Raw genomic sequence first — 23,277 nt, forward strand, 5'->3', positions numbered from 1 at the left:
CGATCAGTGACGGGCGCACCGGCGGCTCATCGGTGCGGGCTGGTCTCGGAGAGGGGAATCACGGTATGGGCAGTCGGCAGTTCTCCGAAGAGCGGCTTGACCGGATGCACGACGTGCTGGCGCGTCACGTCGAGCGGGGCGCCGTACCAGGCCTGGTGTCGGCAGTGAACCGGCACGGTGAGCTGCACATCGAGGTGCTGGGGAACAAGGCGCTCGGCGGCGGGGACCCGATGCGCCGCGACACCATCTTCCGGATCGCCTCGATGAGCAAACCGATCACCGCGGTGGCCGCAATGATCCTCGTGGAGGAGTGCGTGCTGCGCCTGGACGATCCCGTGGATGAGTTCCTGCCCGAACTTGCCGACCGCCGGGTCCTCAAGCGGCTGGACGGCCCGGTGGACGACACCGTCCCGGCCCACCGTGCGATCACCCTGCGCGACCTGCTGACCTTCCGCCTCGGCTTCGGCATGCTGATGGCACCGGAGACATACCCCATCATGCGGGCGGTCGCCGAGCAGGGTCTCGCCACCGGACCGCCGAAATCGGTGCCGCTGCCGGAGCCGGACGAGTGGATTCGGCGCCTCTCCGAACTGCCGCTGCTTCACCAGCCGGGCGAGTCGTGGATGTACCACATCGGGTCAACCGTGCTGGGCGTCCTCATCGCCCGGGCCTCGGGCCGGCCGCTGGAGGAGTTCCTGCGCGAGCGCATCTTCGCACCGCTCGGCATGAAGGACACCGGCTTCAGCGTGCCGCCGGAGAGCCGGAACAGGCTGGCGTCCAGCTACGCGGTGGACCCGGCGAGCGGGTCCATGGTGCTCTACGACGGCGTCGACGACAGCAAATGGGCTGAGCCGCCTGCCTTCGCCGACGCCGGCGGCGACCTCGTCTCGACCGTCGACGACTTCCTCGCCTTTTCCCGGATGATGCTCGCCAAGGGCAGCTACGAAGGCACCCGCATCCTCTCGCGCCCTTCGGTCGAAGCCATGACGACCGATCACCTGACTCCGCCGCAGAAGGAACGCGCCTCGCTCGTCCCCGGCCAGTGGGACGCGATGGGCTGGGGATTCGGCGTGTCCGTGCGGACCAGGCGAGAGGGCCTGGCCAATGTGGGCCGTTACGGCTGGGAGGGCGGGCTGGGTACGAGCTGGTTCGCCGACCCGGCCGAGGACTTGACCGGCATTCTGCTCACCCAGCGCATGTGGGAGTCGCCGCAGCCGCCCGGTATCTTCGTCGACTTCGAGACGCTGGCCTACCAGGCGCTCGACGACTGATTGCTCCGGGTACCCCGCAGATTCCCTTCACCATCGCTGCTGTGAACGGCATCCGAGTACCTGAGGACTGCCCGTCCCCGCGGATTGACGGCGCGCGGAACACCGCTCATCAGGGGGCATCGAGTCCGTTGCGGGCGATGATCTTCGCGTACCAGCGCGCGCTGTCCTTGGGCGTACGGCGCTGGCTGGGAAAGTCGACATGGATCAGGCCGAAACGCTTGCTGTAGCCGTACGCCCACTCGTAGTTGTCCAGCAGCGACCACAGGAAGTACCCCTGGACGGTGGCGCCGTCGGCGATGGCGCGATGTACGGCGGTCAGGTGGCTGTGCAGATACGCGACACGCTCCGGGTCGCGAACGGCGCCAGAGGGGTCGGCGTAGTCGTCGTACGCGGCACCGTTCTCGGTGATGAGCAACGGCGTGCCGGGCAACTCGTCGCGCACTCTGGTGAGGAGCTGATACAGACCGTCGGCGTCCACCGGCCAGTCCATTGCCGTACGCGGTCCCGGCGCCGGCAGGAAGCGGACGTGGTCCTCCGCTCCGGGCCATGGAGACGGGCGCTCGGAGCGACCGGCCGTGACCACCGTGGGCGAGTAGTAGTTGAGGCCCAGGGATCCGATCGGGGTGGAGATCGTCCTCAGGTCACCGTCGCGTACGAAGGACCAGTCGGTGACGGACGCCGTGTCCTCGATCAGGTCCCGGGGATAGCGGGCGCGGAAGACCGGGTCGAGGAAGATCCGGTTGGCGAGCGCGTCGATGCGGCGCGCCGCGTCGGTGTCCTCGACGGTGTCGCTGGAGGCGCGCACGGCGGCCAGGTTCAAGGTCAACGAGACGTCGGCGTGCGAGGGAATCCGGTCCCGGAGGACCTGGACGGCCATGCCGTGCGCCAGGTTGAGATGATGCGCGGCACGCAAGGACGCGGCCGGGTCCGTACGCCCAGGAGCGTGCACCCCGGCCGCGTACCCCAGGAAGGCGCTGCACCAGGGCTCGTTGAGGGTGGTCCAGGTGGGCACCCGGTCCCCCAGGGCGTCGGCGACCAGCGCCGTGTACTCGGCGAACCGCTCCGCGGTGTCGCGGTGCGCCCAGCCGCCAGCCGTGGCGGAGCCGGTCTCCAGCTCCTGGGGCAGATCCCAGTGATAGAGGGTGAGTACGGGCCGGATGCCTGCTCGCAGCAACGCGTCCACCAGGCGGCGGTAGAAATCCAGCCCGCGCTGATTGGCCGGCCCGCGGCCCGTCGGCTGGACCCGCGGCCAGGAGACCGAGAACCGGTAGTCGGTCAGACCCAACTCCCGCATCAGCGCGACGTCCTCGCGCATTCGGTGGTAGTGATCCGCGGCGATATCGCCGGTGTCACCGTTTCGGACCTTGCCGGGCATACGGCTGAAGGTGTCCCAGATGGAGGGCGTACGTCCGTCCGCCGCGGCGGCACCCTCGATCTGGTACGCGGAGGTGGCCGCGCCCCACCGGAATCCCGGCGGGAAGCGCAGGGCGGTGCCGGTTTCCCGGCAGGCGTCGACAGTGGTCATCGCGGAGAACTCCCTACGAAGCGTGAGAGGGAAGGGACAGCGGAGAGCAAGTCAGCCCTTGATGGCGCCCTGCATGATGCCGCCCACGATCTGCCGGCCGAGCAGGCCGAAGACCAGCAGCACGGGGAGCGTGCCGAGCAGCGTGCCCGCCATGATCACCGACTGGTCGTGGACATAGCCGCCGCCGAGCTGGCGCAGCGCCACCTGCACCGTGGGCTCCTGGGAGGTCAGCGCGACGATCGGCCAGAAGAAGTCGTTCCAGGAGGCCATGAAGGTCAGCATGGCGAGGACGGCCATCCCCGGCCTGGCCACCGGCACCACGATGCTCCAGAAGATCCGGGCGGTAGTTGCACCGTCGACCCGGCCCGCCTCGATCAGCTCGTCCGGCAGCGCCTGCACCAGGTACTGCCGCATGAAGAACACACCGAATGCGGAGACCAGGCCGGGCAGAATCACCGACTGCAGCTGGTTCACCCACCCCAGCTCGGCGACCAGCATGAACAGCGGGATGACACCGAGCTGCGGCGGAATCATCATCGTGCCGACGGTCAAGGCCAGCAGGGCGTTCCGGCCGCGGAACCGCAGTTTGGCGAAGGCGAATCCGGCCAGCGTCGAGCAGAACACGGTTCCGACGGTGACCGTGCCGGAGACGATGAAGGAGTTCACCAGCGCCCTGCCGATGTCCGCCTCCTCCAGGACCGCCTCGATGTTGTGCAGGAGGTTGCCGCCCGGAAAGAGCGAGGGCGGCACCTGGGCAAGGTCGGCATTGGAGCGCGTCGCGGCGACGATGGTCCAGTAGAAGGGGAAGGCCGACACCAGTACGGCGGTGATCAGGACCGCGTAGGCGAACCGCCCTCCGTGGTGCCGGCGACCGGCACCGGTGGGCGTGCTCCGGCGCGCGGTCTCGGTTCGGGGCCGGCTGGGGCGGGGTGGTGATTCCAGCGCGGTCATCGCGCGGCCTCCTTGTCCGAGCGGCGCCGCGCGATCAGGGCGTTGGCGCCGACGAGCAGCACGATGAGGACGAACATCACCCAGGCGACGGCGGCGGCGCGGCCGAGGTGGAAGAAGGCCCAGCCCTGCTCGTACATGTAGAGACCGAGGGTCTGGTACTGGTGCGAGATCCCGCCGGAGACGCTGCCCTCGAACAGCAGCGGCTCGCCGAAGAGCTGGGTCGCGCCGATCGTGGAGACGACGACGGTGAACAGGATGGTGGGCCGCAGCCCGGGCAGGGTGACATGGATGAACTGCCGCCAGCGCGAGGCCCCGTCGATCGACGCCGCCTCGTACAGCTCGCCGGGGATCGACTGCATGGCGGCGAGGTAGATCAGCGCGTTGTAGCCGGTCCAGCGCCAGATGACGATCGTGGACACGGCGATCTGCGAGGCGACCGTGCCCGACTGCCAGTCGACGTGGCTGAATCCTGCCAGCCCCAGCAGCCAGTTGATCAGGCCGAAGTCGCGGCCGAAGAGCTGGGCGAAGACCAGGGTCGCGGCGGCGACGGACGTGGCGTACGGCAGCAGGACCGCGATCCTGAGGAACGCCCTGCCACGCAGCTTGTAGTTGAGCAGGTGGGCCAGCCCCAGCGCCATCAGCAGCTGTGGCACCGTCGAGATGACCCCGATGGTGACGGTGTTGCGCAGCGCGGTCCAGAAGAAATCGTCCCCCAGCAGAGCGGTGTAGTTGCCCACCCCTCGCCACTCCAGCTCACCGGGACTCTGCAGCTCCGCCCGGTAGAGGGAGACGTACGCGGTGTACAGCAGCGGGAAGACCCCGAAGGCCGCGAACAGGGCGAAGAACGGAGCGATGTAGGTGTACGGCGACAGCTTTCGCAGCAGGTGGCCGTGGCGCTCGGTGCGGGCTCGCGGCAGCGAGGGGGCGCTGGCGGACAGGGTCATGGCGGCCCTTCGGCGTCGGGACGGTTGAGGTCATGACTGGTTGCTTCGGGTCCGGGCCGGGCCGGGTGGACAGTCGCGGGGGCGGCGGCGGCCCGGACCCGAAGCGGTCGGGGGGTCAGCCGAGAGCGTTCTTGATGCCCTTCTGGGCGCTGCTCCAGGCCCGGCCGGATGACACGCCCTTCTTCTCGACCTCAGCGAGGGCGTTGGTGATCTGCGTCGTCACATCGCCGTCATGGACACCGAGGACTTGCACGGGGGAGTTCTCGGCGGCGGCGCCGAAGAGCTCACCGGTGGGCGCATTGCTGAAGTAGGGGTCCCTGATGTCCTTCACCTTGCTGATGGCACCGATATTGGACGGGAAAATGCCCTGCTGCCGGAAGAGTTCGGCCTGCTGCTCGGAGGCGGTCAGCCAGGTGATGAACTCATATGCCTCCTTGGGGTGCTTGGCAGCTCTGGGGATCGACAGATACGAGCCGCCCCAGTTGCCGCCCTTGCCGCCGGGAAGGGTCGCGATATCCCAGGTGCCCTTGCCCTTCTCGCCGGCCTGTCCCTTGATGTAGCTCAGCATCCAGGCGGGGCACGGGAGGGTGGCGAAGGAACCCGAGCTGAAGGCCTGGTTCCACTCGGGGGACCACTGGTTGAGCTTGGCGCTCAGACCGTCCTGCGCGGCCTTGACCGAGGTGTTCCAGGCGGTCCTGACGGCCGCGTTGGAGTCGTAGATGAGCTTTCCGGAGGCGTTGTAATAGCGCTCGGTCTCCTGGCCCATCATGATCTGGTAGAGGCTGGCGACGGAGTCGATCCAGGCGCTCTTGGCGGGGGCCTTGGCCTGGTACTGCTTGCCCAGTTTCAGGTAACCGTCCCAGGTGGACCACTTCTTGGCGAGTACGTCGCGGTCGATGGGCAGGCCTGCCTTCTTCAGCAGGTCGGTGCGGTAGCAGATGGCCTCGGGGCCCATGTCCGTGCCCAGGCCCAGGACGTGGCCGTCCTGGGTGGTGGCCGCCGACCATTTGGCCTGCGCGTACTGGTCCTTGAGGTCCTTGGCGCCGAAGCGGTTCAGGTCCTCGAACTTGTCGGCCTGGCGCTGGGTGACGGACGCGATACGGCCGACCTCGATGGCCTGAATGTCGGCGAGTCCGCCGCCGCCCGCGAGACGGGTCTGCAGAGCCGGCCAGTAGTCGGCCTCATTCTCAGTGTCGGTCTGCTTGATGGTGACGTTCGGGTGGAGCTTCTCGTACTTCTTGTACAGGCCGGCTTCCTTGTACCCGAACGTGCCGAAGAGGTCGATCGTCAGGGTGATCCGGTCACCGTCGGCTCCGCCCGCGCTGGTGCCGGACGAGCCGGATCCGCAGCCGGCGAGCAGTGCCCCGGTGAGCAGCACGGCACCCATACGGGTGGCGGCGCGCTTGGCGGCTCGGGGGATGGGCATGGAAGCCTCCTCTGGCTTCGGGTGGGGACCGAGGAATTGAGAGCGCTCTCATGCAGTGCTCAGGAGGCTGCCGTGCCCGCTTCCCGGCGTCAAGATGTGAACGCGTAACAGTTGGTATTGCCGAGCCCGGAACCCTGAAGGGCCGTCAAGCCGGTGCGCTCCGGAAGGTCACCATTCAACTCGCCAACCAGCGCGCCAGGTTGAGACCAGACCAGCGCGGCACGGATTGCCGGCAAGCACGCCCCCCTCGGGGCCGTTAGGCGGACGCCCTGCGTACCAGGTGGGTTTCGGTGATGACCGAGGTCAGGGCCCCGGCCTGGGGCTGCGCCGGTGTGTGCTGGTCCACAGCGCGCAGCAGCAGCCGGGCCATCAGTCGGCCCATGCCCTCGATGTCCTGCCGGATCGTGGTCAGGGGCGGATCGGTCTGTTCCGCGACCGCCGCCATGTCGTCGAAGCCGACGACCGCCACGTCCTCCGGTACTCGGCGGCCGCGCCGGCGCAGTACGCGCAGCGCCCCCGATGCCGTCAGGTCGGAGGCCGCGAACACGGCGTCCAGGTCCGGACAGCGGTCCAGAAGTTCCGCCATGGCGCGTTCACCGCCGTCCGGGGTGAAGTCGCCCGTCGCGATCAGCTGGGGGTCCGCGTCGAGCATCACGTCACGGAAGCCGTCCAGCCGGTCGATCGCCGAGGTCTGGTCGAGCGGGCCCGTGATATGGGCGATGCGCCCGCGGCCGAGCGACACCAGATGCCGTACCGCCTCCCGGGCGCCGCCCCGGTTGTCGCAGTCGACGTAGAGGGTGCTGCGGTCACCCTTCGCCGGGGACCAGCCGGGCCGTCCGCCGAATACCGTGGGCAGGCCCGCCCGGCGGGTGATCTCCGGCAGCGGGTCGTCGGTGTGCAGGGAGAAGACGAGCGCCCCGTCGACATGGCCGCCCGCCAGGTAGCGCCCCACCCGCTCGTAGTCGCTCGCCCCCTCGACCAGGAGCAGGACCAGCTGCGAATCGTGCGCGGTCAACTCCCTGCTGATGCCACGCACCTGCTGGGCGAAGAAGGGGTCGGAGAACACCCGTGTCTCGGGCTCGGCGATCACGACGGCCACGGCTTCGTGCCGCCGGGTCACCAGGGTACGGGCGGCCTGGTTGGGGACGTATCCCAGCTCCTCGACAGCCTTGCGCACCCGCTCCACCAGCGGCTCGCGGACGCCGGCCCCGCCGTTGACGACGCGCGATGCGGTGGCCCGGGAGACCCCGGCGCGTGCGGCCACGGACTCGAGTGTCGGGCGCGGCACAGCGGTCTGGTCGGACAACGACTTTCTCCTCTGCGGCGGGCGACGGCGCTATGAGGCAGCGTATCCGCTTGCCACCATTGATGAGAGCGCTCCCAGCCGCGGGCTGGTTGCGGCGGGCTTCCGGGTGGCTGGTGCCGGCGCCGGGCGGCCTCCGGGGTGGGGGTCCTGGACTGCGCGCCCTCGGGCCTGGCGGCCCTGGCCACACTCTTGCGTCCAGGACCCCCACCCCTCCGGCCCCGACGCCTCCGTCTCGACCCTTTACGCCGCCGGTCGAGGCGGAGGCTGACATCTGCGGCGGGCGGCGCAGGCCGGCCGCTCCTGTCAGGGGGAAGCGGTCGGCCTGCCGTACGGTTACCAGCCGATGCCGAGCGTCACAGCGGTCGGCGGGTTGGCAGCCTGCGGAGCGCAGTGGGGGATGCGGCCGGACGAGGCTGCCCGGCGCCGCGGTTGCGGGTTGCGGCCATGGTTGCCTTCCTGGTTCGGGCCGGGTTCGGGCCGGGTTCGGGAGTGAAGCCGGGGGCGGGCGGCCTTGTGGGCACACGCCCGCCCCGGGGCCGGGTCAGTGGCCGAAGTCGAACCAGTTGACGTTCACGAAGTCGGCAGGCTGGCCGCTGGCGAAGGTGAGGTACACATCGTGCTTGCCGGTCACGGCGCTGATGTTCGCCGGCACCGTCTTCCAGCTCTGCCAGCCGCCGGTGTTGGCGACGGCGAAGCTGCCGATCGGTGCGCTGCCACGGCTGTCCAGCCGTACCTCGACCAGACCGCTGACGCCACCGGCCGCCCCGCTGGCGACCCTGCCGTAGAACTGCTTCGCGGGCGTCCCGCCGAAGTCGACGTTCCGGTACAGCGCCCAGTCGCCATGGGCGGCCCAGCCCACGTTCTGCCCGCCACCGGTGTCCGTCGCGGACTCGGTGGTCAGACCGGACTGCTGGTCGCATGACTCGGCCTGGATCGTGCTGTACGCGTCGCGGTTGCCCGACGGCGGCGGGTCCGTCGGCGTGGGCGAGGGGCCCGGGCCGCCGCTCGTGCTCTGCCACACCGCGACATAGTCGACGGTGAGGGGGTGGCCGGGGGATGTGCCGGCGTCCGGCCCGCCGCCGAACGCCGCCGGGAAGGCGCCGCCCATGGCGACGTTCAGGATGATGAAGTAGCCGTGATCGGTCGCGGCCTTCCAGGTGCCGGCGTCCATCTGGTCGGCGCGGACCGTGTGGAAGTTGACGCCGTCGAGGTAGAAGCGCATCTGCTCGGGGCTGGTGCTGCGGTCCCACTCAAGGGCGTAGGTGTGGAAGCCGGCCTGGCAGGACGTCGGTGAGCAGGCGCGCTGGCCGCCGATGCCGGAGGTCTCGTTGCACGGACCGCCGGGACTGGTGCCACAGTGCATCGTGGCCCACTCGTTGTTGATGCCCTGGACGTTCTCCATGATGTCGAGCTCGCCGATGCCGGGCCAGTTCCACCAGTTGCCGCGGTACGGGGCGCCCAGCATCCAGAAGGCAGGCCAGTAACCCTTGGCGGCGGAACCGGTCACGTTCGGCATCTGAAGCCGCGCCTCCACGCGGAGCTTGCCGCCGGCAGGAGGCTGGAAGTCGGACCGCCTGGTTTCGATCCGGCCCGATGTCCACTGCCCTGATCCGTCGCGCAGTGGGGTGATGCGCAGATTCCCTGCCCCGTCCAGCGAGACGTTGGAGGTGCTGGAGGTCATCGTCTCGACTTCGCCGGTGCCGAAGTTGGCCGGGCCGCCCGGGTAGCTGGTACCAGTGGTGTACTGCCAGTCGGCCGTGTTCACCCCCGTACCGGCAGGCCCGTTGAAGTCATCACGGAAGACGGACGTCCAGCCCGGCGGGTCCGGTGGCACAGCGGCCTGCGCGGGCAGCGATACGGCCGCTGCCGCGGCTACGAGGAGTGCGGTGACGGCTGCGAGGACCGCCCGCCCATGGGGACCTCGTCTTACGGGAGTTGCACTCATGCTCATGGGACCTCTCTTGGGAGGGTGGGGGCCATGCGATTGAGAGCGCTCTCACACTGGGTTGCCGGACACTGTGCTCCCCCGGAGCCGGGACGGCAAGAGATGTGGTCGAGATTATTGAAAACGGGGCTTTGCGCTTCAACAAGTGAACGCAAAGCCCCGGTGGTTTTGGGTTGTTCACCCCTTCTATGGCCGGTGGTCGCGGCTGTGCCGGCTGCCGCCGGTCACTTCACGGATCCGGCCATGACTCCCTGTACGAAGTGGCGCTGAAAGGCGAAGAAGACCACCACGGGCACGATCAGGGACAGGAACGCTCCTGGTGCCAGCACCCCGATATTGCTGCCGAACTGCCGCATCTGGGACTGCAGTGCCACCGTGAGCGGCTGCGACTCGCTGTCCGCGAAGATCAGCGCGACCAGCATGTCGTTCCACACCCACAGGAACTGGAAGATGGCCAGGCTGGCGATGGCGGGCCTGCCGACCGGCAGGATGAGCCGGGTGAAGATCCGCCACTCGCTGCCACCGTCCATCCGTGCCGCCTCCAGCATTTCGCGCGGGATCTCGGCGAAGTAGTTCCGCAGCAGGAAGATGGCGAACGGCAGTCCGTAGGCGACATGGAAGAGCACCACGCCGGGGATCGAGCCGAACAGCCCCACCGCGCCGAGCAGTTTGGCCACCGGCAGCAGGCCGACCTGAACCGGCACCACCAGCAGGGCGACGACCAGCAGGAAGATCCAGTCGCGGCCGGGGAACTCCAGCCAGGCGAAGGCGTATCCGGCGAGCGCGGCGATGACGACGACCGCGAGGGTCGCCGGGACCGAGATCAGCACGGTGTTCCAGAACGCCTGGATGATCCCGGCATCGTGCAGCAGGGCCGTGTAGTTGTCGATTGACAGCCGCTCAGGGCTGGTGAAGGCGGTCCACCACCCGCTGGTGGCATTGTCCTGCTCCGAGCGCAGCGAGGAGAGGAAGAGCCCCAACGCCGGGGTGAGCCAGATCAGTCCGATGACGATCAGCACTGCCTGCACCAGGCCGCGGCTGAGCTGCCGCGCCAGCCACGCGCTCGGCCCCCGCTTGACACGCGCGGCGGAGCGGCGAGCGGACCGGGTGCGTGAAGCGGGCACCTGGGCGGTCGGCTCGTCCTTCTCGACGAGAGCACCGTGGGCGGTCATGACTGGCTCCTGCGGAAACGTCGGATGTTGAAGACCATCGCCGGGACCACCAGGAGCAGCAGCAGCACCCCGAGCGCGCTGCCCAGACCCTGGTTGTTGCCGCCGCCGAAGGAGACCAGCCACATCTGCATGGCCAGCACATTGGCGTCCTGTTGCACGGGGCCCGGGGCGATGATGTAGACGAGGTCGAAGACCTTCATCACGTTGATCACGAGGGTCACGAAGACCACACCCAGGACGGGCGCCAGCAGCGGGACGGTGATCTTCCGGAAGATCTGCCACTCGTTGGCGCCGTCCATCCGAGCGGCCTCCAGGGCGTCCCGGGGCAGCGCGGCGAGCCCGGCGCCGATGAGGACCATGGCGAATCCGGTCCAGATCCACAGATACGCGCCGATGATCGCCGGTGTGACCAGGGCCGGACCGAGCCAGGCGATCCCCTGATAGGGCTCGGCGAAGTTCTTCGCGGGCAGTTGGACGGCATACGAGCCGGCCGGCAGATCGGCGAAGCGGAACGAGCCGTCGGCCGCGGTGGTGGCCTCGCCCACGACCTTGCCGCCGTGGACCGCCTCGACCGTCATGCCCGGAAGCCCGCGCTCGGCCGGGTCCACCTTGCCCGGACGGCCGCCTCCGCCGCGCGTGAAGTCGAGGTAGACCACACCGCGGAGCTCGCGGTCGCCTGCGGGCGCGGCCGCGGCCTTCCGGGCGGGCTTCGCCGACTTCGGCACATCCTTGGGCGGGATCCCGACGAAGCCGAGGGAGACGGTCCGGCCGGGGCCGAGGTCCGCGGCCGTACGGTACGAGCCGTCCCGGCCCTCCTGAAGCCCGTGGCCGGTCCGGGCCCGGGCGTTCGGGTACGCCGACCCCTCGGAGAAGGAGTCGTGGACGCCGACGGCGACCGCGTTGAGGACGCCGCGTGCGGGGTCCTGCTCGTACACGACCCGGAAGATGATGCCCGCGGCGAGGAAGGAGATCGCCATCGGCATGAACATCAACAGCTTGAAGGCGGTCGCCCAGCGCACCTTTTCGGTCAGCACGGCGAGGATGAGGCCGAGACCGGTCAGCAGGGCCGGGGCGACGACAACCCACAACGTGCTGTTGCGGATGGCCTTGAGCGTCGCCGGGTCGCGGAACATCTCGGCGTAGTTCTCGGTGCCGACGAACTGCGTCCCCGAGGCGTCGAAGAAGCTGCGGCCGACCGAGAACAGGATCGGGTACGCGACCAGGGCACCGAGCAGCAGCAGCGCGGGCAGCAGGAACGCGCCCGCGATCAGCCGCCGTCGCCGGGTTGCGCGACGGCGGGGGTTGGGGGGCGGCGGGGTGCCGCCCGCTTTCGCGGGCGGCACCTGACAGGTGGTGACAGACATGGAGAGTTCTCAGCCCTTGTACGCCTTGGCGGCCGCGGCCTCGAGCTTGCGCGCGGTGCCCGCGGGGTCGGACGGGTCGCGGAGGAAGTCCTGGAGCAGCTTCCACTCGCCTGCGCCCTGTGTGCCGCCGAAGGCGGCCGGGGCCTGGTCGGACATGTCGAACCGGACCGAGTCACCCGCCTTCACCAGCGACTGGGCGGTCTTGCGGGTGGTGTCGTCCGGGTACGCGGCCAGGTCCACCTTCTCGTTCGGCGAGATGAAGCCGCCCGCCTTGGCCCAGACCTCCGCGGCCTCGGGCGTGGCCAGGTACTCCAGCAGCTTCATGGCCGCTTCCGGGTTCTTGCCGGACTTGAGCACGGCGGCCGCGTCGCCGCCGCCGACCACGGGTGCCTTGCCGCCATCGACCGCCGGGAAGGGGAAGAACTTGGCGTCCTCGCCGACCTTCTTGTTGAACTGACCCGAGATCAGGCCGCCCACGAAGTCGCCCTCGTAGACCATGCCCGCGGTGGGCTTGTTGCCGAAGACCTGCTCGACGGACTCGGGGAAGTCGGTGCGCAGCGCCTCGGCTCCGCCTCCGGCGACCAGGTTCTTGTCCTTGAACAGCTTGCCCAGGGTGGTCAGGGCCTTGACCACGGTGGGGTCGGTCCACGGGATCCGGTGAGCGGCCAGCTTGTCGTAGTTCTTGGTTCCGGCCTGGGAGAGATAGATGTTCTCGAACCAGTCGGTGAGCGGCCAGCCGGCCTCACCGGCGACGGAGAAGGCGGGCAGTCCCGAATCGGCGATCGTCTTGCCGGACTTCAGCATCGCGTCGTAGGTCTTCGGCGGGGTGACGCCGGCCTGGTCGAAGGCGTCCTGGCTGTACCAGACGGTGGACTTGTGCGAGGCCTTGAAGTAGAGGCCGTAGAACTCGCCGTTGACCGTGCCGTAGTCCCGCCACACCGGGGCGAAGTTGATGCCGGCCCGCTCGTACGTCGTGGCCGAGAGCTGCTTGAGCCAGCCCTTGTCGGCGAACTGCTGAAGCACACCGACCTGCGGCACCATCACCACATCAGGTGCGTTGCCGCCTTCGATCTTGCTGCCCACGACGGTGGAGACGTTGTCGCCGGTGGAGATGAACGTGGTCTTGGCGCCGGTCTTCGCGGAGAAGGCGTCCAGCACCTTCTTGAAGTTCTTCTGCTCCACGCCGGTCCACACTCCGGCGACGGTCACCGTCTGACCCTTCAGCTCCTGGCTGCCGGCGGAGGCCGGGCCAGTGGTTCCGCCGCAGCCGGTGGCCGTGAGGAGGAGGCCGATCGCTGCCGCGCTCGATGCCGCTGTGCGTCGTCTCATGGTGCTGTCCCTTCAGGGATAAGAGGAGTTGAGAGCAGGGAGATTCAGAACTGGTCGCTCATCCACCAGGCGGCGGTGGAGCCCGGGAGCGTTCCGGCGGGGCACTCGCCGCTGGCCAGCAGGGGGGTGCCGGGCACTGGGGCCGGGACCGGCTCCGTGCCGAAGTTGACCGCGCAGACAAGGCTGTCGCCGCGGACGAACGCGAGGACCTGCGGCGGGGACTCCAGCCAGCGCAGGGTGCCTTCACCGAGCTGGGGAAGACCGCGGCGCAGATGCAGTCCGTCGCGGTACAGGTGCCAGAACGAGGTGGTGTCGGCCAGGGCCCGCTCGGTGGCGTGCTCCGCGAACCATTCGGGCTGCGGCAGCCACGGCCGAGCCCCGGTGTCGCTGGCGGTGAAGCCGAACGGGGAGGCGTGACCGGACCAGGGCAGCGGCACCCGGCAGCCGTCGCGGACGCGCAGCCGGCTGCCCGTCCTGCGGAAGATCGGATCGGTGATGACCTCGTCCGGCAGATCGACCACCTCGGGCAGCCCCAGCTCCTCGCCCTGGTAGATGTACGCGCCCCCGGGCAGCGCCAGCATCAGCAGGGCGGCCGCGCGGGCACGGGCCGCGCCCAGTCCGCTCGCCTCGCCGGTCGGTTCACCGGCGTACCGGGTGACGCTGCGGACCTGGTCGTGGTTGTTGAGCACCCAGGTGACGGTGGAACCCGTCCCCGCGATGTCGTGCATCGCCTCGGTGATGACCTGCCGGAAGGCGTCGACGTCCCACTCGGCGCTGAGCAGGTGGAAGAAGAACGCCTGGTGGAGCTCGTCAGGGCGGACGTACGCGGCGTGCTCGCGGGCGCTCGGCACGGACACCTCGCCGACCAGCAGCCGCTCGAGCCCGTCGCGGGCGGTGTACTCCTCGCACACCGCGCGCCAGTCGCGCCACACCTGGTGCACCTCGGGCTGGTTCCAGGCCAGCGGGTTGACCGAGTCCCGGGTGCGTTCGTCGGCGGCGGGGTCGGGGGAGTCGGGGAGTTCGGGGTGCTTGTAGAGCCCGGCGGCCACGTCGATGCGGAAGCCGTCGACCCCGCGGTCCAGCCAGAACCGCAGCACCTTGTCGAAGTACGCGCTCACGGCCGGGTTGCGCCAGTTGAGGTCGGGCTGCTCCGGGGTGAACAGGTGGAGGTACCACTGGCCGGGCTCATCGTTGGGCTCCTGGACGCGGGACCAGGCGGGACCGCCGAACATGGCGTGCCAGTTGTTGGGGGGCAGTTCGCCGTTCGCGCCGCGGCCTGCGGCGAAGTGGAAGCGCTCGCGGGCGGGGCTGCCCGGACCTTCCTCCAGCGCCGCCTGGAACCACGGGTGTGCGCTGGAGCAGTGGTTGGGGACGATGTCTATGAGGATCTTCATCCCGAGCCGGTGGGCATCGGCGACCAGGCGGTCGAACTCGTCCAGGTCGCCGTACACGGGGTCGACGCCGCAGTAGTCGGCGACGTCGTAGCCGTGATCGTGCTGCGGGGAGGGATAGAACGGACTGAGCCAGATGCCGTCCACGCCGAGCTTCTTGAGGTAGGGAAGCCCCACCCGGACTCCGGCCAGGTCCCCGATGCCGTCCCCGGTGCTGTCCAGGAAGCTGCGCACATACACCTGATAGATGACGGCGTCTCGCCACCAGCGGCGCGGAGCGGTGCCGTCCGCCGAGGCGGGGTAGGACGGCGAGGAGCTGGAAGAGGGGCCGCTGCCGGCCGTGGCTATGAGCATTCCCGAGGACCTGTTCTGACGTGGAGCGTGCGGACTTCAGCCGCTGTTGTGCATGCATGTTATGTAGGCATGACGAACAGGTGTCAACGGGTCGCACAGAAGCTGGCGCTATATTTCCGCTATATGTCCAGGTCTCAGGGGGCTCCAGAGATGGGCTGCTGCCTAACATGTAGGTAGTAAAGTGGGGTCAGCTGCGGTCGGCGATGGCCTTCAGCTCATGGGTGAGCCGCTCCACGGCCCCCTCGGGAGAGATCCGCTGCGCCAGCACATCCTGAACCACGGCCTGGACGACAAGGCTCACCTGGTCGTACCGCGGGCTCTTGGGGCGCGGCTTGGCCGACAGAACGCTCTCACGGAGCGTCGGCAGGTACGGGAAGCGCCGTACCAGCGCGGGATCGGTATACAGATCGGCCCACACGGGCGGCAGTGATCCCTCGGTGAGGACCCGGTGTTGCACCGGCTCGCTCGTCAGATAGGCGATCAGATCGGCAGCCGACTGCTGGTGCCGCGAGTTGGCGTTGATCGCGAGATTGGAACCGCCGAGGATGCCGACACCGGGGCCGTGCGGACCCGGTAGCGGTACGGCGCCGACCTTTCCGGCGACCGCCGACTGCTGACCGTTCGCCAGGGAGTAGACATACGGCCAGTTGCGCAGGAAGAGCAGCCGGCCGTCCTGGAACGCCTTCCGGGACTCCTCCTCCTTGAAGGTCAGCGCCCCCCTGGGGATCCAGCCCTCGCGCACCCCGTCGGCCAGGAAGGACAGCCCCTCGCGCGCGGCCGGGGTGTCCACGGTGACCTTCGCGCCCTCCTGGGCGAGGATGCCCGTACCCGCGGACTGCATGGCCTCCGCGGCGTTGATGGTCAGCCCCTCGTACGGCAGGAACTGGCCCGCGTAGCCGCCGAGCCCGTACGGCGGAGCGACCTCCTTGGCCAGCTGTCGCAGCTGCGCCCAGGTGCGCGGCGGCTGTTTGCCGGCCCGGTCCAGGATGTCCTTGCGGTAGTAGAGCAGACCCGCGTTCGTTACATATGGGACAGCGTGCAGGCGTTTGCCGAAGGTGGCGGTCTGCACCACCGGCGGCAGAAACCGTTTCAGCGGAAAGCGGTGCGCGTCGAGCGGAGCGATCCAGCCCGCCGCGGCGAACTCCGAGGTCCACGCCACATCGATATTGAGGACGTCGAAGCGGTCGCTGCCGGACCGCAGACTTTCCACCATCTGAGCCCGGACCTCGTCGGCGGCATCCGGCAACTCGACGAGCGTGACCTTCTCCGCCGGGTGCGAGCGATTCCAGTCCGCCAGGACCCCGCTCAGATAACCGGTGAGGTCCCCGCCCGTCACCAGGGTCATCGGCCCTCTGCCGCCGGAGTGGCCCGCCGGCTCACTGAGGCGGGTGTCAGCAGTGGTCAGGCACGCGACAACCAGCACCGCCGCCAGGAGGCCCCTGGCCGCGGCTCGCGCCCACCGCATAGGTTCCTCCTCGTGCACCGGCGTCGGCCCACGGTGCCCGACGTCCGGCACCTGTATACCGGTTAGCCATGCGGGATACTAGACATGTCAGCAAGATTAGAGGTCGGACCGGTCACAAGCCGGAAGAGATCCCCTAACGAGCAGGTATCGCGGGGGAGGAGGAGGGGTGGAGTGCGTCTTCCGCTCCTGGCGCTTCTGGCAAGCGGGCCGGCTCATGGCTATGAGCTCAAGCAGGCCCTTGAGAAGCTTCTGGGCGCCGCGTACCCTCAGCCGAACATCGGGCAGATCTACGTCACCCTGGGCAGACTCGAAAAGTCCGGATTGATCGAGGGCGAAGAAGTCTCTCAGTCGAGCCGGCCGAACAAGCGTATCTACCGCCTCACCGACGCGGGACGGGAGGCGGTTGCCGCCTGGTTCGAGGAGCCCACCGACGAAGCCCGGGTGCGGGACGAGTTCTTCATGAAGCTCGCCCTCGCCCCGGAGTCGGGCATGGCCGACCAGATCGCCTTGATCAACAAGCAGCGCCGCCAGTACCTCAAGACCATGCGCGACCTGTCGAAGCTGGCCGCGGCCGAGGACCGGGACAACCGGATCGCACAGCTGCTGATCGAGGGAGCCATGCTGCATCTGCAGGCTGACCTCGACTGGCTGGAGCGTTGTCAGGAGGAGTTGGAATGAGCCGCGACGACGCCCCGCCCATAGTCCGAGCAGAGGGCCTGGTCAAGACGCACCGGGCGGAGGGCAACGAGGTCAGGGCGGTGCGAGGTGTCGACCTGCGCGTGGAGCGCGGGGAGTTCGTCGCCGTCACCGGGCCCTCCGGAGCCGGCAAGTCCACTCTGCTCCATCTCATCGGCGGGCTGGACCGTCCCGACAGCGGCAGCATCTGGCTCGACGGCCGGCAGGTCGACTCCTACAGCGAGGCCCGCTGGGCCGAGCTGCGCCGCCGCAGCATCGGCATCGTCTTCCAGTTCTTCAACCTGGTCTCCAACCTGACCGTGGCCGACAACGTGGAGCTGCCCGCCCTGCTGGCGGGCCGCTCCCCGCGGCAGGCCCGGGCGAGCCGCGAGGAGCTGCTGGCCGAGCTGGGCCTTCAGGGCAAGGAGAAGAGCACACCCGGTGAGCTGTCCGGCGGCGAGCAGCAGCGGGTGGCGCTCGCCCGCGCCCTGATCAACCAGCCGAGCCTGCTGCTCGCCGACGAGCCCGCCGGCAGCCTGGACAGCAAGGGCACCCGCGAAGTCCTGCGCCTGCTGTCCCGCTGTCACCGGCGGGGCCAGACGATCCTGCTCGTCACCCACGACGCCAGGATGGCCAGTGCCGCCGACCGGGTCATCAGCTTCTTCGACGGCCAGATCGTGGACGACGCCGCCCTCGGCGGGGGGACGGACCGGCGCGGGGGCGGCGTGGCCGACGTCCTCGAGCTGAAGGGCTGACCGCGGTGCGAGCCACCGTGCGCTGGGCGCTCGCGGACCTGCGGACGCACCGAGGCGAGGCTGCGTTCATCGTCCTCGCCACGGCCGGCGTGATCGCCTCCCTGCTGCTGGCCGGCGCCCTCTTCGCGTACGCGACCAACCCCTGGCAGCGGCTGTTCACCCAGACCTCCGGGGCCCATGTGTGGATCCGCGCCGGGCAGGACGCGGACACCGGCAAGCTGGGCGAGCTGGAGGGCGTCAAGGCTGTGTCCGGCCCGTTCCAGACCGCGCGGGCGACGGTTGGGCTGCGCGGCACGGAAGCCTCCGTCGAATTGCGCGCCGCCGGCTCCCGGCCGCCGGGCACCGCCCGCCCGCTGATCGAAACGGGCAGCTGGCTGGACCGGGGGACGGCCGACGGCATCGTGCTGGAGAGCTCGCTCGCCACTGCGCTGTGGGCCGAGCCGGGCGACTCCCTGGGCGTCCGCGGCACCGGCGGTACCGTACGAACCCTGCGCGTCGTGGGCATCGCGGACACCGCCGAGCGCACCTACAGGTCCGGCGAGACCCCCGGCGTGGGCTGGGTTCTCCGCGGCACTCTGAACCGGATCGAACCCGACCGCGAGCAGCGCGGCCAGACGATCGGGCTACGCCTGCGAAACCCCGACGACACGGACTTCATGGTCCAGCGGGCGGTCACCGAACTCGGCGCCGACCAGGTCGCCGCCGTCTCACGCTGGCAGCAGGCGCGAGCCGATGCCGAGGGCGACAACCGGCTCCTCGGGCTGCTTCTCGGCCTCTTCGGGCTCGGTGCCCTGCTGGCCGCGGCCCTCGCCCTGGTCGGGGCGATCAGTACCCGCGTTCACGGCCATCTGCGGGACATCGCCGTCCTCAAGGCGATCGGGTTCACACCCGCGCAGGTCGTGCGCATGTTCCTTGTCGAGCACCTCGTCTTCGCGCTGTCCGGCGTCACTTTCGGGGCCGTCGTCACCGAGACGCTCGGGGCCAAGCTCCCCGGACAGCTCGGGGAGGCGATGGGGCTGTGGCAGTCGCTGCCCGGCCACGCCTGGGCCCCGCTCGCCATCGCATCCGGGGCGGTGCTCTTCATCGGCGCGGCAACCGGCCTCGCCGCATGGCGCGCCGGCCGCGTACCGCCGGTGCCCATCGCCCGCGCGGCGCTGCCCGCCGGGCGCCGTATGTCCCGAACTGCCCGGCTGGCGCTCGGCCTGCGCATACCTCCCGCCCTGGTGCTCGGCTGGCGCGGAGCCTTCCAGCGGCCGGTACGTTCCTGGGCGGCCGTAGGCCGGCTTGCCGTGCCGCTGCTGCTGATCACGGTCGCGCTCGGGGCCTGGACCACCCTCGACCGCTTCGAACGCCACCCTGAACAGGGTGGGTTCTCGGCCGGCCTCACGGCCCGGGCCGGGGACGAACTCGGCGATGCCGCGGCGCGGAAGCTGCTGACCGCTGAGCCGGATGTGACCGCGGCCTATCCGGGTGTCGAAGTCGAGGCGCTGATCCCCGGCCAGACCGGGACGATCACGCTGCGCGCCCTTGGCACGGCCAAGGATCCGTACCCCTTCCCCATCGCCGAAGGCCGCGCCGCCCGCGGCCCGGACGAGGCGGTCGCCGGCCAAGGCTTGCTCGACCTGCTGAACATCAAGGTCGGCGACTGGGTACGGATGACCGTCGAAGGGCGCCCCCAGGTCCTGCACATCGTGGGGCGCAACATCGAGCCGGAGGACGGCGGCCGGGTGGTCTCCACGACCATCGACACCCTGCGGGAGCGCGACGACACACTGCAGCCCGACTTCTACCGCGTGGCGCTGCGGCCAGGGGCCGACCAGGGGGCGGTGAGCGCAGCGCTGGTGCACTCCTCGGGCGGGCGGCTGGATGTACGGGAGGTGCCGAACCCGGCCGACCGGCTCTCGGCCGTGCGCGGCGTCATCATCGGGCTGGTCGCGGTGCTCGTACTGATAGGCCTGGCCGAACTGTCGACCACGGTGGGCGCCGGGGTACGCGACCGCAGGCGCGACCTGCTCGCCCTCAAGGCCATCGGGCTGAGTCCGCGTCAGGTGACGGCGGTGATCGTGGCCGGGTCAGGGTTCACCGCGCTGACCGCCGCCGTGGCCGGGACCGCCCTTGGCGTCGCCGCTTCGGACTGGCTGATCGACCTGCAGGGGCGCTCCAGTGGGATCGGCTCGGGCATCGCGGCCACGCCGTCGTTGGGCTCGCTGCTGCTACTCGTGGTGGCCGGGGTGGTGCTCGCGGTCGCCGCCTCCACGCTCCCGGCCGCGAAGGCGGCCCGCCGCAGACTCGCGGACACCCTGAGCGACAGCCTCTGAGAATCCTTTAAGCGCGGCCGGTGTGCTCCGGGTGGGTGAGGTTGGCCCCCGTCGCCGGGTCGAAGACGTGGAATCTCGCCGTGCCCACCCACAGTTCGAGCGGCCGGCCTTCGCGGGCGCCGGTGACCGCTGGGAGCCGCGCCACGATCTGATGGGCCCGAGCCCCGGTGTCCCTGCTTCCGGAGTCCGCCGCCAACTCCTCCAGTTCCACGCTCGCGGCCGCTCCGTACTCCTCCGTGAAGTGCACATAGACATCCGAGCCCAGGGACTCCAGCACATCCACGGTGACGGTGAAGGCATGGCCTCCCCGGCTGGTGTCCGCCAGTTGCACATCCTCGAAGTCCTCCGGCCGTAGTCCGACGATGAGTTCGCGCGGGGCGTTCTGCCGTTCCAGGGCCCGTCGCGTCCGGTCGTCGAGAGGCAGGTCGCCCAGCGAGGTGTGCAGGGTGGTCTCTTCCAGCGTGGCGCGGAGAAAGTTCATGGCCGGTGATCCGATGAACCCCGCCACGAAGAGGTTGCGGGGCTCGTCGTAGAGGTGCTGAGGGGTCCCGATCTGCTGGACGATGCCGCTGCGCAGCACCACAACGCGGTCTCCGAGGGTCATCGCCTCGGTCTGGTCGTGCGTGACGTAGACGGTGGTGGTGCCGAGCCGCTTTTGCAGCCGGGAGATCTGCGTGCGCATCTGGACGCGGAGCTTCGCATCGAGGTTGGACAGCGGCTCGTCCATCAGGAACGCCTTGGGATTGCGTACGATCGCCCGTCCCATGGCGACCCGCTGCCGCTGGCCACCGGAGAGGTTGGCGGGCCTGCGGTCCAGATGCTCTGTCAGATCAAGGATCTGCGCTGCCTCTTCGACCTTGGAGCGGATGGTGGCTTTGTCGACTTTCGCCAGTCGCAGTGCGAAGCCCATGTTGTCCCGGACGCTCATATGCGGGTAGAGGGCATAGCTCTGGAACACCATGGCGATGTCACGGTCCTTGGGCGACTTGTCATTGACCACTTGGCCGCCGATACGCAGCGTGCCTTCCGTGATGTCCTCCAGGCCCGCGATCATGTTGAGGGTCGTGGACTTGCCGCATCCGGATGGCCCGACAAGGATCACGAACTCGCCGTCGGCGATATCGAGGTTGACGTCCCTGACGGCGACAGCGCCGTCCGGAAAGCGCTTGGTGATCCCCTCGAGGATGATCTCGGCCACGGCCGTGGCTCCTTTGCTTCTGGTCGATGACCTGCTTCTCGCGCCTGTCCGGTGCTCGCCGGTCAGCCCTTGACCGCCCCGGAGGTCAGTCCGGCGACGATGCGCCGCTGGAACAGCAGGACGAACACGATGATGGGGACGGTGATGACGACAGCGGCCGCGGCGATCGATCCGGTGGGCTGCTGGAATTCGGAGCTTCCGGTGAAGAACGCGATCGCGGCCGGCACGGTGCGGGCGGCGGTGGTGGACGTGAGCGAGATGGCGAACAGAAAGTCGTTCCAGCAGTGGATGAAGACGAGGATGGCGGTGGTGAACACACCAGGGGCGGCCAGCGGAGCGATCACCATGCGGAACGCCTGCGCGGGCGTGGCGCCGTCGACCTTGGCCGCCTTTTCCAGATCCCAGGGGATCTCCCGGAAGAAGGCCGACAGGGTGTAGATCGCCAACGGCAGCGAGAAGGTCATATACGGGATGATCAGCCCCGGCCAGGTGTCGAAGATCCCCAGGATGCGCTCGATATTGAACAGCGGCGAAACCAGCGAGATCGGCGGGAACATGGCGATCAGCAGCGACATGCCGATGAGCAGCCTCTTGCCGGGAAACCGCAGCCTGGCCACCGCATAGGCGGCCATAGTGCCCAGGGCCACCGCGACCACCGTCGAGATCAGGGCGATACCGATCGAGTTGACCAGGGCGCGGGTGAACTCGGAGGTCTGGAAGATCCCCCGGTAGTTCTGGAAGGTCCACTTCGTTGGGACGAAGTTGCCGTCCGCGAGCGTGCTGGGTTCCTTGAATGACAGGGCGATGATCCACCACACCGGGAACAGGGCGTAGGCCACGACCACCAGATTCGTGATGCCCCAGCCCACCGCGTGGCGCTCGCCAACGGCAGCCATCAGCGTTCCACCTCCGAGCCGGGTGCGGCCGCGCCGAACAGCTTGACGTAGGTGAAGGCAATGGCGGCGACGCACATGAAGAGCAGCACCGAGATCGCCGACCCGATGCCCAGGTTGAGGGCGGTGAAGAGGTTGTCGTATCCGAGGATCGACACGGATCCGGTGCCGTTGGAACCGCCCGTCAGCACATAAATGTTGTCGAAGATGCGGAATGCGTCCAGGGTGCGAAAGAGCAGCGCCACGAGAATCGCCGATTTCATCAGCGGCAGCGTGACCAGCAGGAAGCGCTGCCAGGCGGACGCGCCGTCGACCATGGAGGCCCGTAGCGTCTCCTCCGGGACCAGAGCCAGTCCCGCGAGGAGCAGCAGGGCCATGAACGGGGTGGTCTTCCACACCTCGGCAAGGATGATCAGGCCGATGGCCTGCCAGCGGTCGGTCAGCGGCGCGCTGCCGGCGGGCAGCAGGCCGGCCAGGTAGCCGGTGCCGGGCGTCCAGGCGTACTGCCAGGAAAAGGCCGCGACGACCGTGACGATGCCGTACGGGATCAGGATCGCGGTCCGTACCGCGCCGCGACCGAACACGGCTCGGTGCATGACCACGGCCAGTCCCATGCCGAGGACGAACTCGACGGTCACGGAGACGGCTGTGATGAGCACGGTCACCCAGAACGCCTGCCACCAGAAGTCCGAGGAGAGCACCGCTTGGTAGTTGCGCAGGCCGACGGACTGAGCCATGGCGGGGAAGCGCAGGTCGTAGCGCTGAAGAGAGAGATAGACGGCGTACCCGATGGGGTAGGCGGTCACGGCGAGCATGACGACGACTGCCGGAGCACACAGCAGCCAGCCCAGCCGGCGCTCCTGCTGTGCCCCCGCGGACAGTGCTTTCGCCGCCTGCCGTCGCCTCTCCAGCCGGCCGGGCGGTGCGGAACCGGCCGGTACCGTCCGGCGGTTCATCACGGTCTCCCCGGAGCTGCTGCGGGATCGGTGGATGTG

General features: G+C 69.2%; 18 protein-coding genes. 4 read left to right on the forward strand and 14 right to left on the reverse strand.

Annotation, left to right across the window (positions count from 1 at the left end; genetic code table 11):
- The first annotated feature begins 65 nt into the window (after positions 1–65).
- Positions 66–1,271 (forward strand): serine hydrolase domain-containing protein, encoded by a 1,206-nt coding sequence (locus ACY34J_RS21580; protein WP_462728154.1) that lies wholly within the window; start codon positions 66–68, stop codon positions 1,269–1,271.
- 109 nt (positions 1,272–1,380) lie between these two features.
- Here the strand turns inward: ACY34J_RS21580 and ACY34J_RS21585 are convergent, their stop codons facing one another.
- The 11 genes from ACY34J_RS21585 to ACY34J_RS21635 all read right to left on the reverse strand — a co-directional run bounded on the left by ACY34J_RS21585 (position 1,381) and on the right by ACY34J_RS21635 (position 16,443).
- Complete coding sequence (locus tag ACY34J_RS21585; protein WP_462728155.1) at positions 1,381–2,796, reverse strand: GH1 family beta-glucosidase; 1,416 nt, start codon at positions 2,794–2,796, stop codon at positions 1,381–1,383.
- A 51-nt stretch (positions 2,797–2,847) separates the two neighbouring features.
- Complete coding sequence (locus tag ACY34J_RS21590) at positions 2,848–3,747, reverse strand: carbohydrate ABC transporter permease (RefSeq protein WP_462728156.1); 900 nt, start codon at positions 3,745–3,747, stop codon at positions 2,848–2,850.
- On the reverse strand, positions 3,744–4,691 hold the full coding sequence (locus tag ACY34J_RS21595; RefSeq protein WP_462728157.1) for a carbohydrate ABC transporter permease: 948 nt from the start codon (positions 4,689–4,691) through the stop codon (positions 3,744–3,746). The genes ACY34J_RS21590 and ACY34J_RS21595 overlap by 4 nt, the downstream gene beginning before the upstream one ends.
- Before the next feature lie 115 nt (positions 4,692–4,806).
- Entirely contained in the window at positions 4,807–6,117 is a 1,311-nt protein-coding gene (locus ACY34J_RS21600; RefSeq protein WP_462728158.1) for an ABC transporter substrate-binding protein, read from the reverse strand.
- Between the two features lie 256 nt (positions 6,118–6,373).
- A complete protein-coding gene (locus tag ACY34J_RS21605) occupies positions 6,374–7,423 on the reverse strand; it encodes a LacI family DNA-binding transcriptional regulator (protein WP_462728159.1) in 1,050 nt (349 codons plus the stop codon).
- A 541-nt stretch (positions 7,424–7,964) separates the two neighbouring features.
- Entirely contained in the window at positions 7,965–9,368 is a 1,404-nt protein-coding gene (locus tag ACY34J_RS21610) for a glycoside hydrolase family 16 protein (RefSeq protein WP_462728160.1), read from the reverse strand.
- Between the two features lie 224 nt (positions 9,369–9,592).
- On the reverse strand, positions 9,593–10,540 hold the full coding sequence (locus ACY34J_RS21615; RefSeq protein ID WP_462728161.1) for a carbohydrate ABC transporter permease: 948 nt from the start codon (positions 10,538–10,540) through the stop codon (positions 9,593–9,595).
- Entirely contained in the window at positions 10,537–11,904 is a 1,368-nt protein-coding gene (locus ACY34J_RS21620) for an ABC transporter permease subunit (protein ID WP_462728162.1), read from the reverse strand. The genes ACY34J_RS21615 and ACY34J_RS21620 overlap by 4 nt, the downstream gene beginning before the upstream one ends.
- Positions 11,905–11,913: 9 nt before the next feature.
- Positions 11,914–13,233 (reverse strand): ABC transporter substrate-binding protein, encoded by a 1,320-nt coding sequence (locus tag ACY34J_RS21625; protein ID WP_462728163.1) that lies wholly within the window; start codon positions 13,231–13,233, stop codon positions 11,914–11,916.
- A gap of 44 nt (positions 13,234–13,277) precedes the next feature.
- Positions 13,278–14,978, reverse strand: a complete 1,701-nt coding sequence (locus ACY34J_RS21630) for a glycoside hydrolase family 13 protein (protein ID WP_462728164.1) — start codon at positions 14,976–14,978, stop codon at positions 13,278–13,280.
- 187 nt (positions 14,979–15,165) lie between these two features.
- Positions 15,166–16,443: an ABC transporter substrate-binding protein gene (locus ACY34J_RS21635; protein WP_462728165.1), complete on the reverse strand. Its 1,278-nt coding sequence runs from the start codon at positions 16,441–16,443 to the stop codon at positions 15,166–15,168.
- 171 nt (positions 16,444–16,614) lie between these two features.
- Between ACY34J_RS21635 and ACY34J_RS21640 the strand changes: the two genes are divergently transcribed.
- Genes ACY34J_RS21640 through ACY34J_RS21650 form a run of 3 tightly spaced genes read left to right on the forward strand, consistent with a single transcriptional unit; the run spans position 16,615 to position 20,191 of the window.
- Positions 16,615–17,121, forward strand: coding sequence for a PadR family transcriptional regulator (locus ACY34J_RS21640; protein ID WP_462728166.1), 507 nt, complete (start codon positions 16,615–16,617; stop codon positions 17,119–17,121).
- Positions 17,118–17,873 (forward strand): ABC transporter ATP-binding protein, encoded by a 756-nt coding sequence (locus ACY34J_RS21645; RefSeq protein WP_462728167.1) that lies wholly within the window; start codon positions 17,118–17,120, stop codon positions 17,871–17,873. Before ACY34J_RS21640 ends, ACY34J_RS21645 begins: the two co-directional genes overlap by 4 nt.
- 5 nt (positions 17,874–17,878) lie before the next feature.
- Entirely contained in the window at positions 17,879–20,191 is a 2,313-nt protein-coding gene (locus ACY34J_RS21650) for an ABC transporter permease (RefSeq protein WP_462728168.1), read from the forward strand.
- Positions 20,192–20,198: 7 nt separating this feature from the next.
- On the opposite strand, the gene ACY34J_RS21655 is transcribed toward ACY34J_RS21650, so the two are convergent.
- The 3 genes from ACY34J_RS21655 to ACY34J_RS21665 all read right to left on the reverse strand — a co-directional run bounded on the left by ACY34J_RS21655 (position 20,199) and on the right by ACY34J_RS21665 (position 23,238).
- Positions 20,199–21,389 carry an ABC transporter ATP-binding protein gene (locus ACY34J_RS21655; protein ID WP_462728169.1) on the reverse strand — a complete coding sequence of 397 codons (1,191 nt, stop codon included), beginning with the start codon at positions 21,387–21,389 and terminating at the stop codon, positions 20,199–20,201.
- Between the two features lie 62 nt (positions 21,390–21,451).
- A complete protein-coding gene (locus ACY34J_RS21660; RefSeq protein WP_462728170.1) occupies positions 21,452–22,285 on the reverse strand; it encodes a carbohydrate ABC transporter permease in 834 nt (277 codons plus the stop codon).
- The gene (locus ACY34J_RS21665) at positions 22,285–23,238 is read right to left on the reverse strand and encodes a carbohydrate ABC transporter permease (protein ID WP_462728171.1); all 954 of its coding nucleotides are present in this window, start codon (positions 23,236–23,238) and stop codon (positions 22,285–22,287) included. The genes ACY34J_RS21660 and ACY34J_RS21665 overlap by 1 nt, the downstream gene beginning before the upstream one ends.
- Positions 23,239–23,277: the final 39 nt, after the last annotated feature.

It is taken from the genome of Streptomyces sp. HSS9-12, assembly GCF_054963655.1.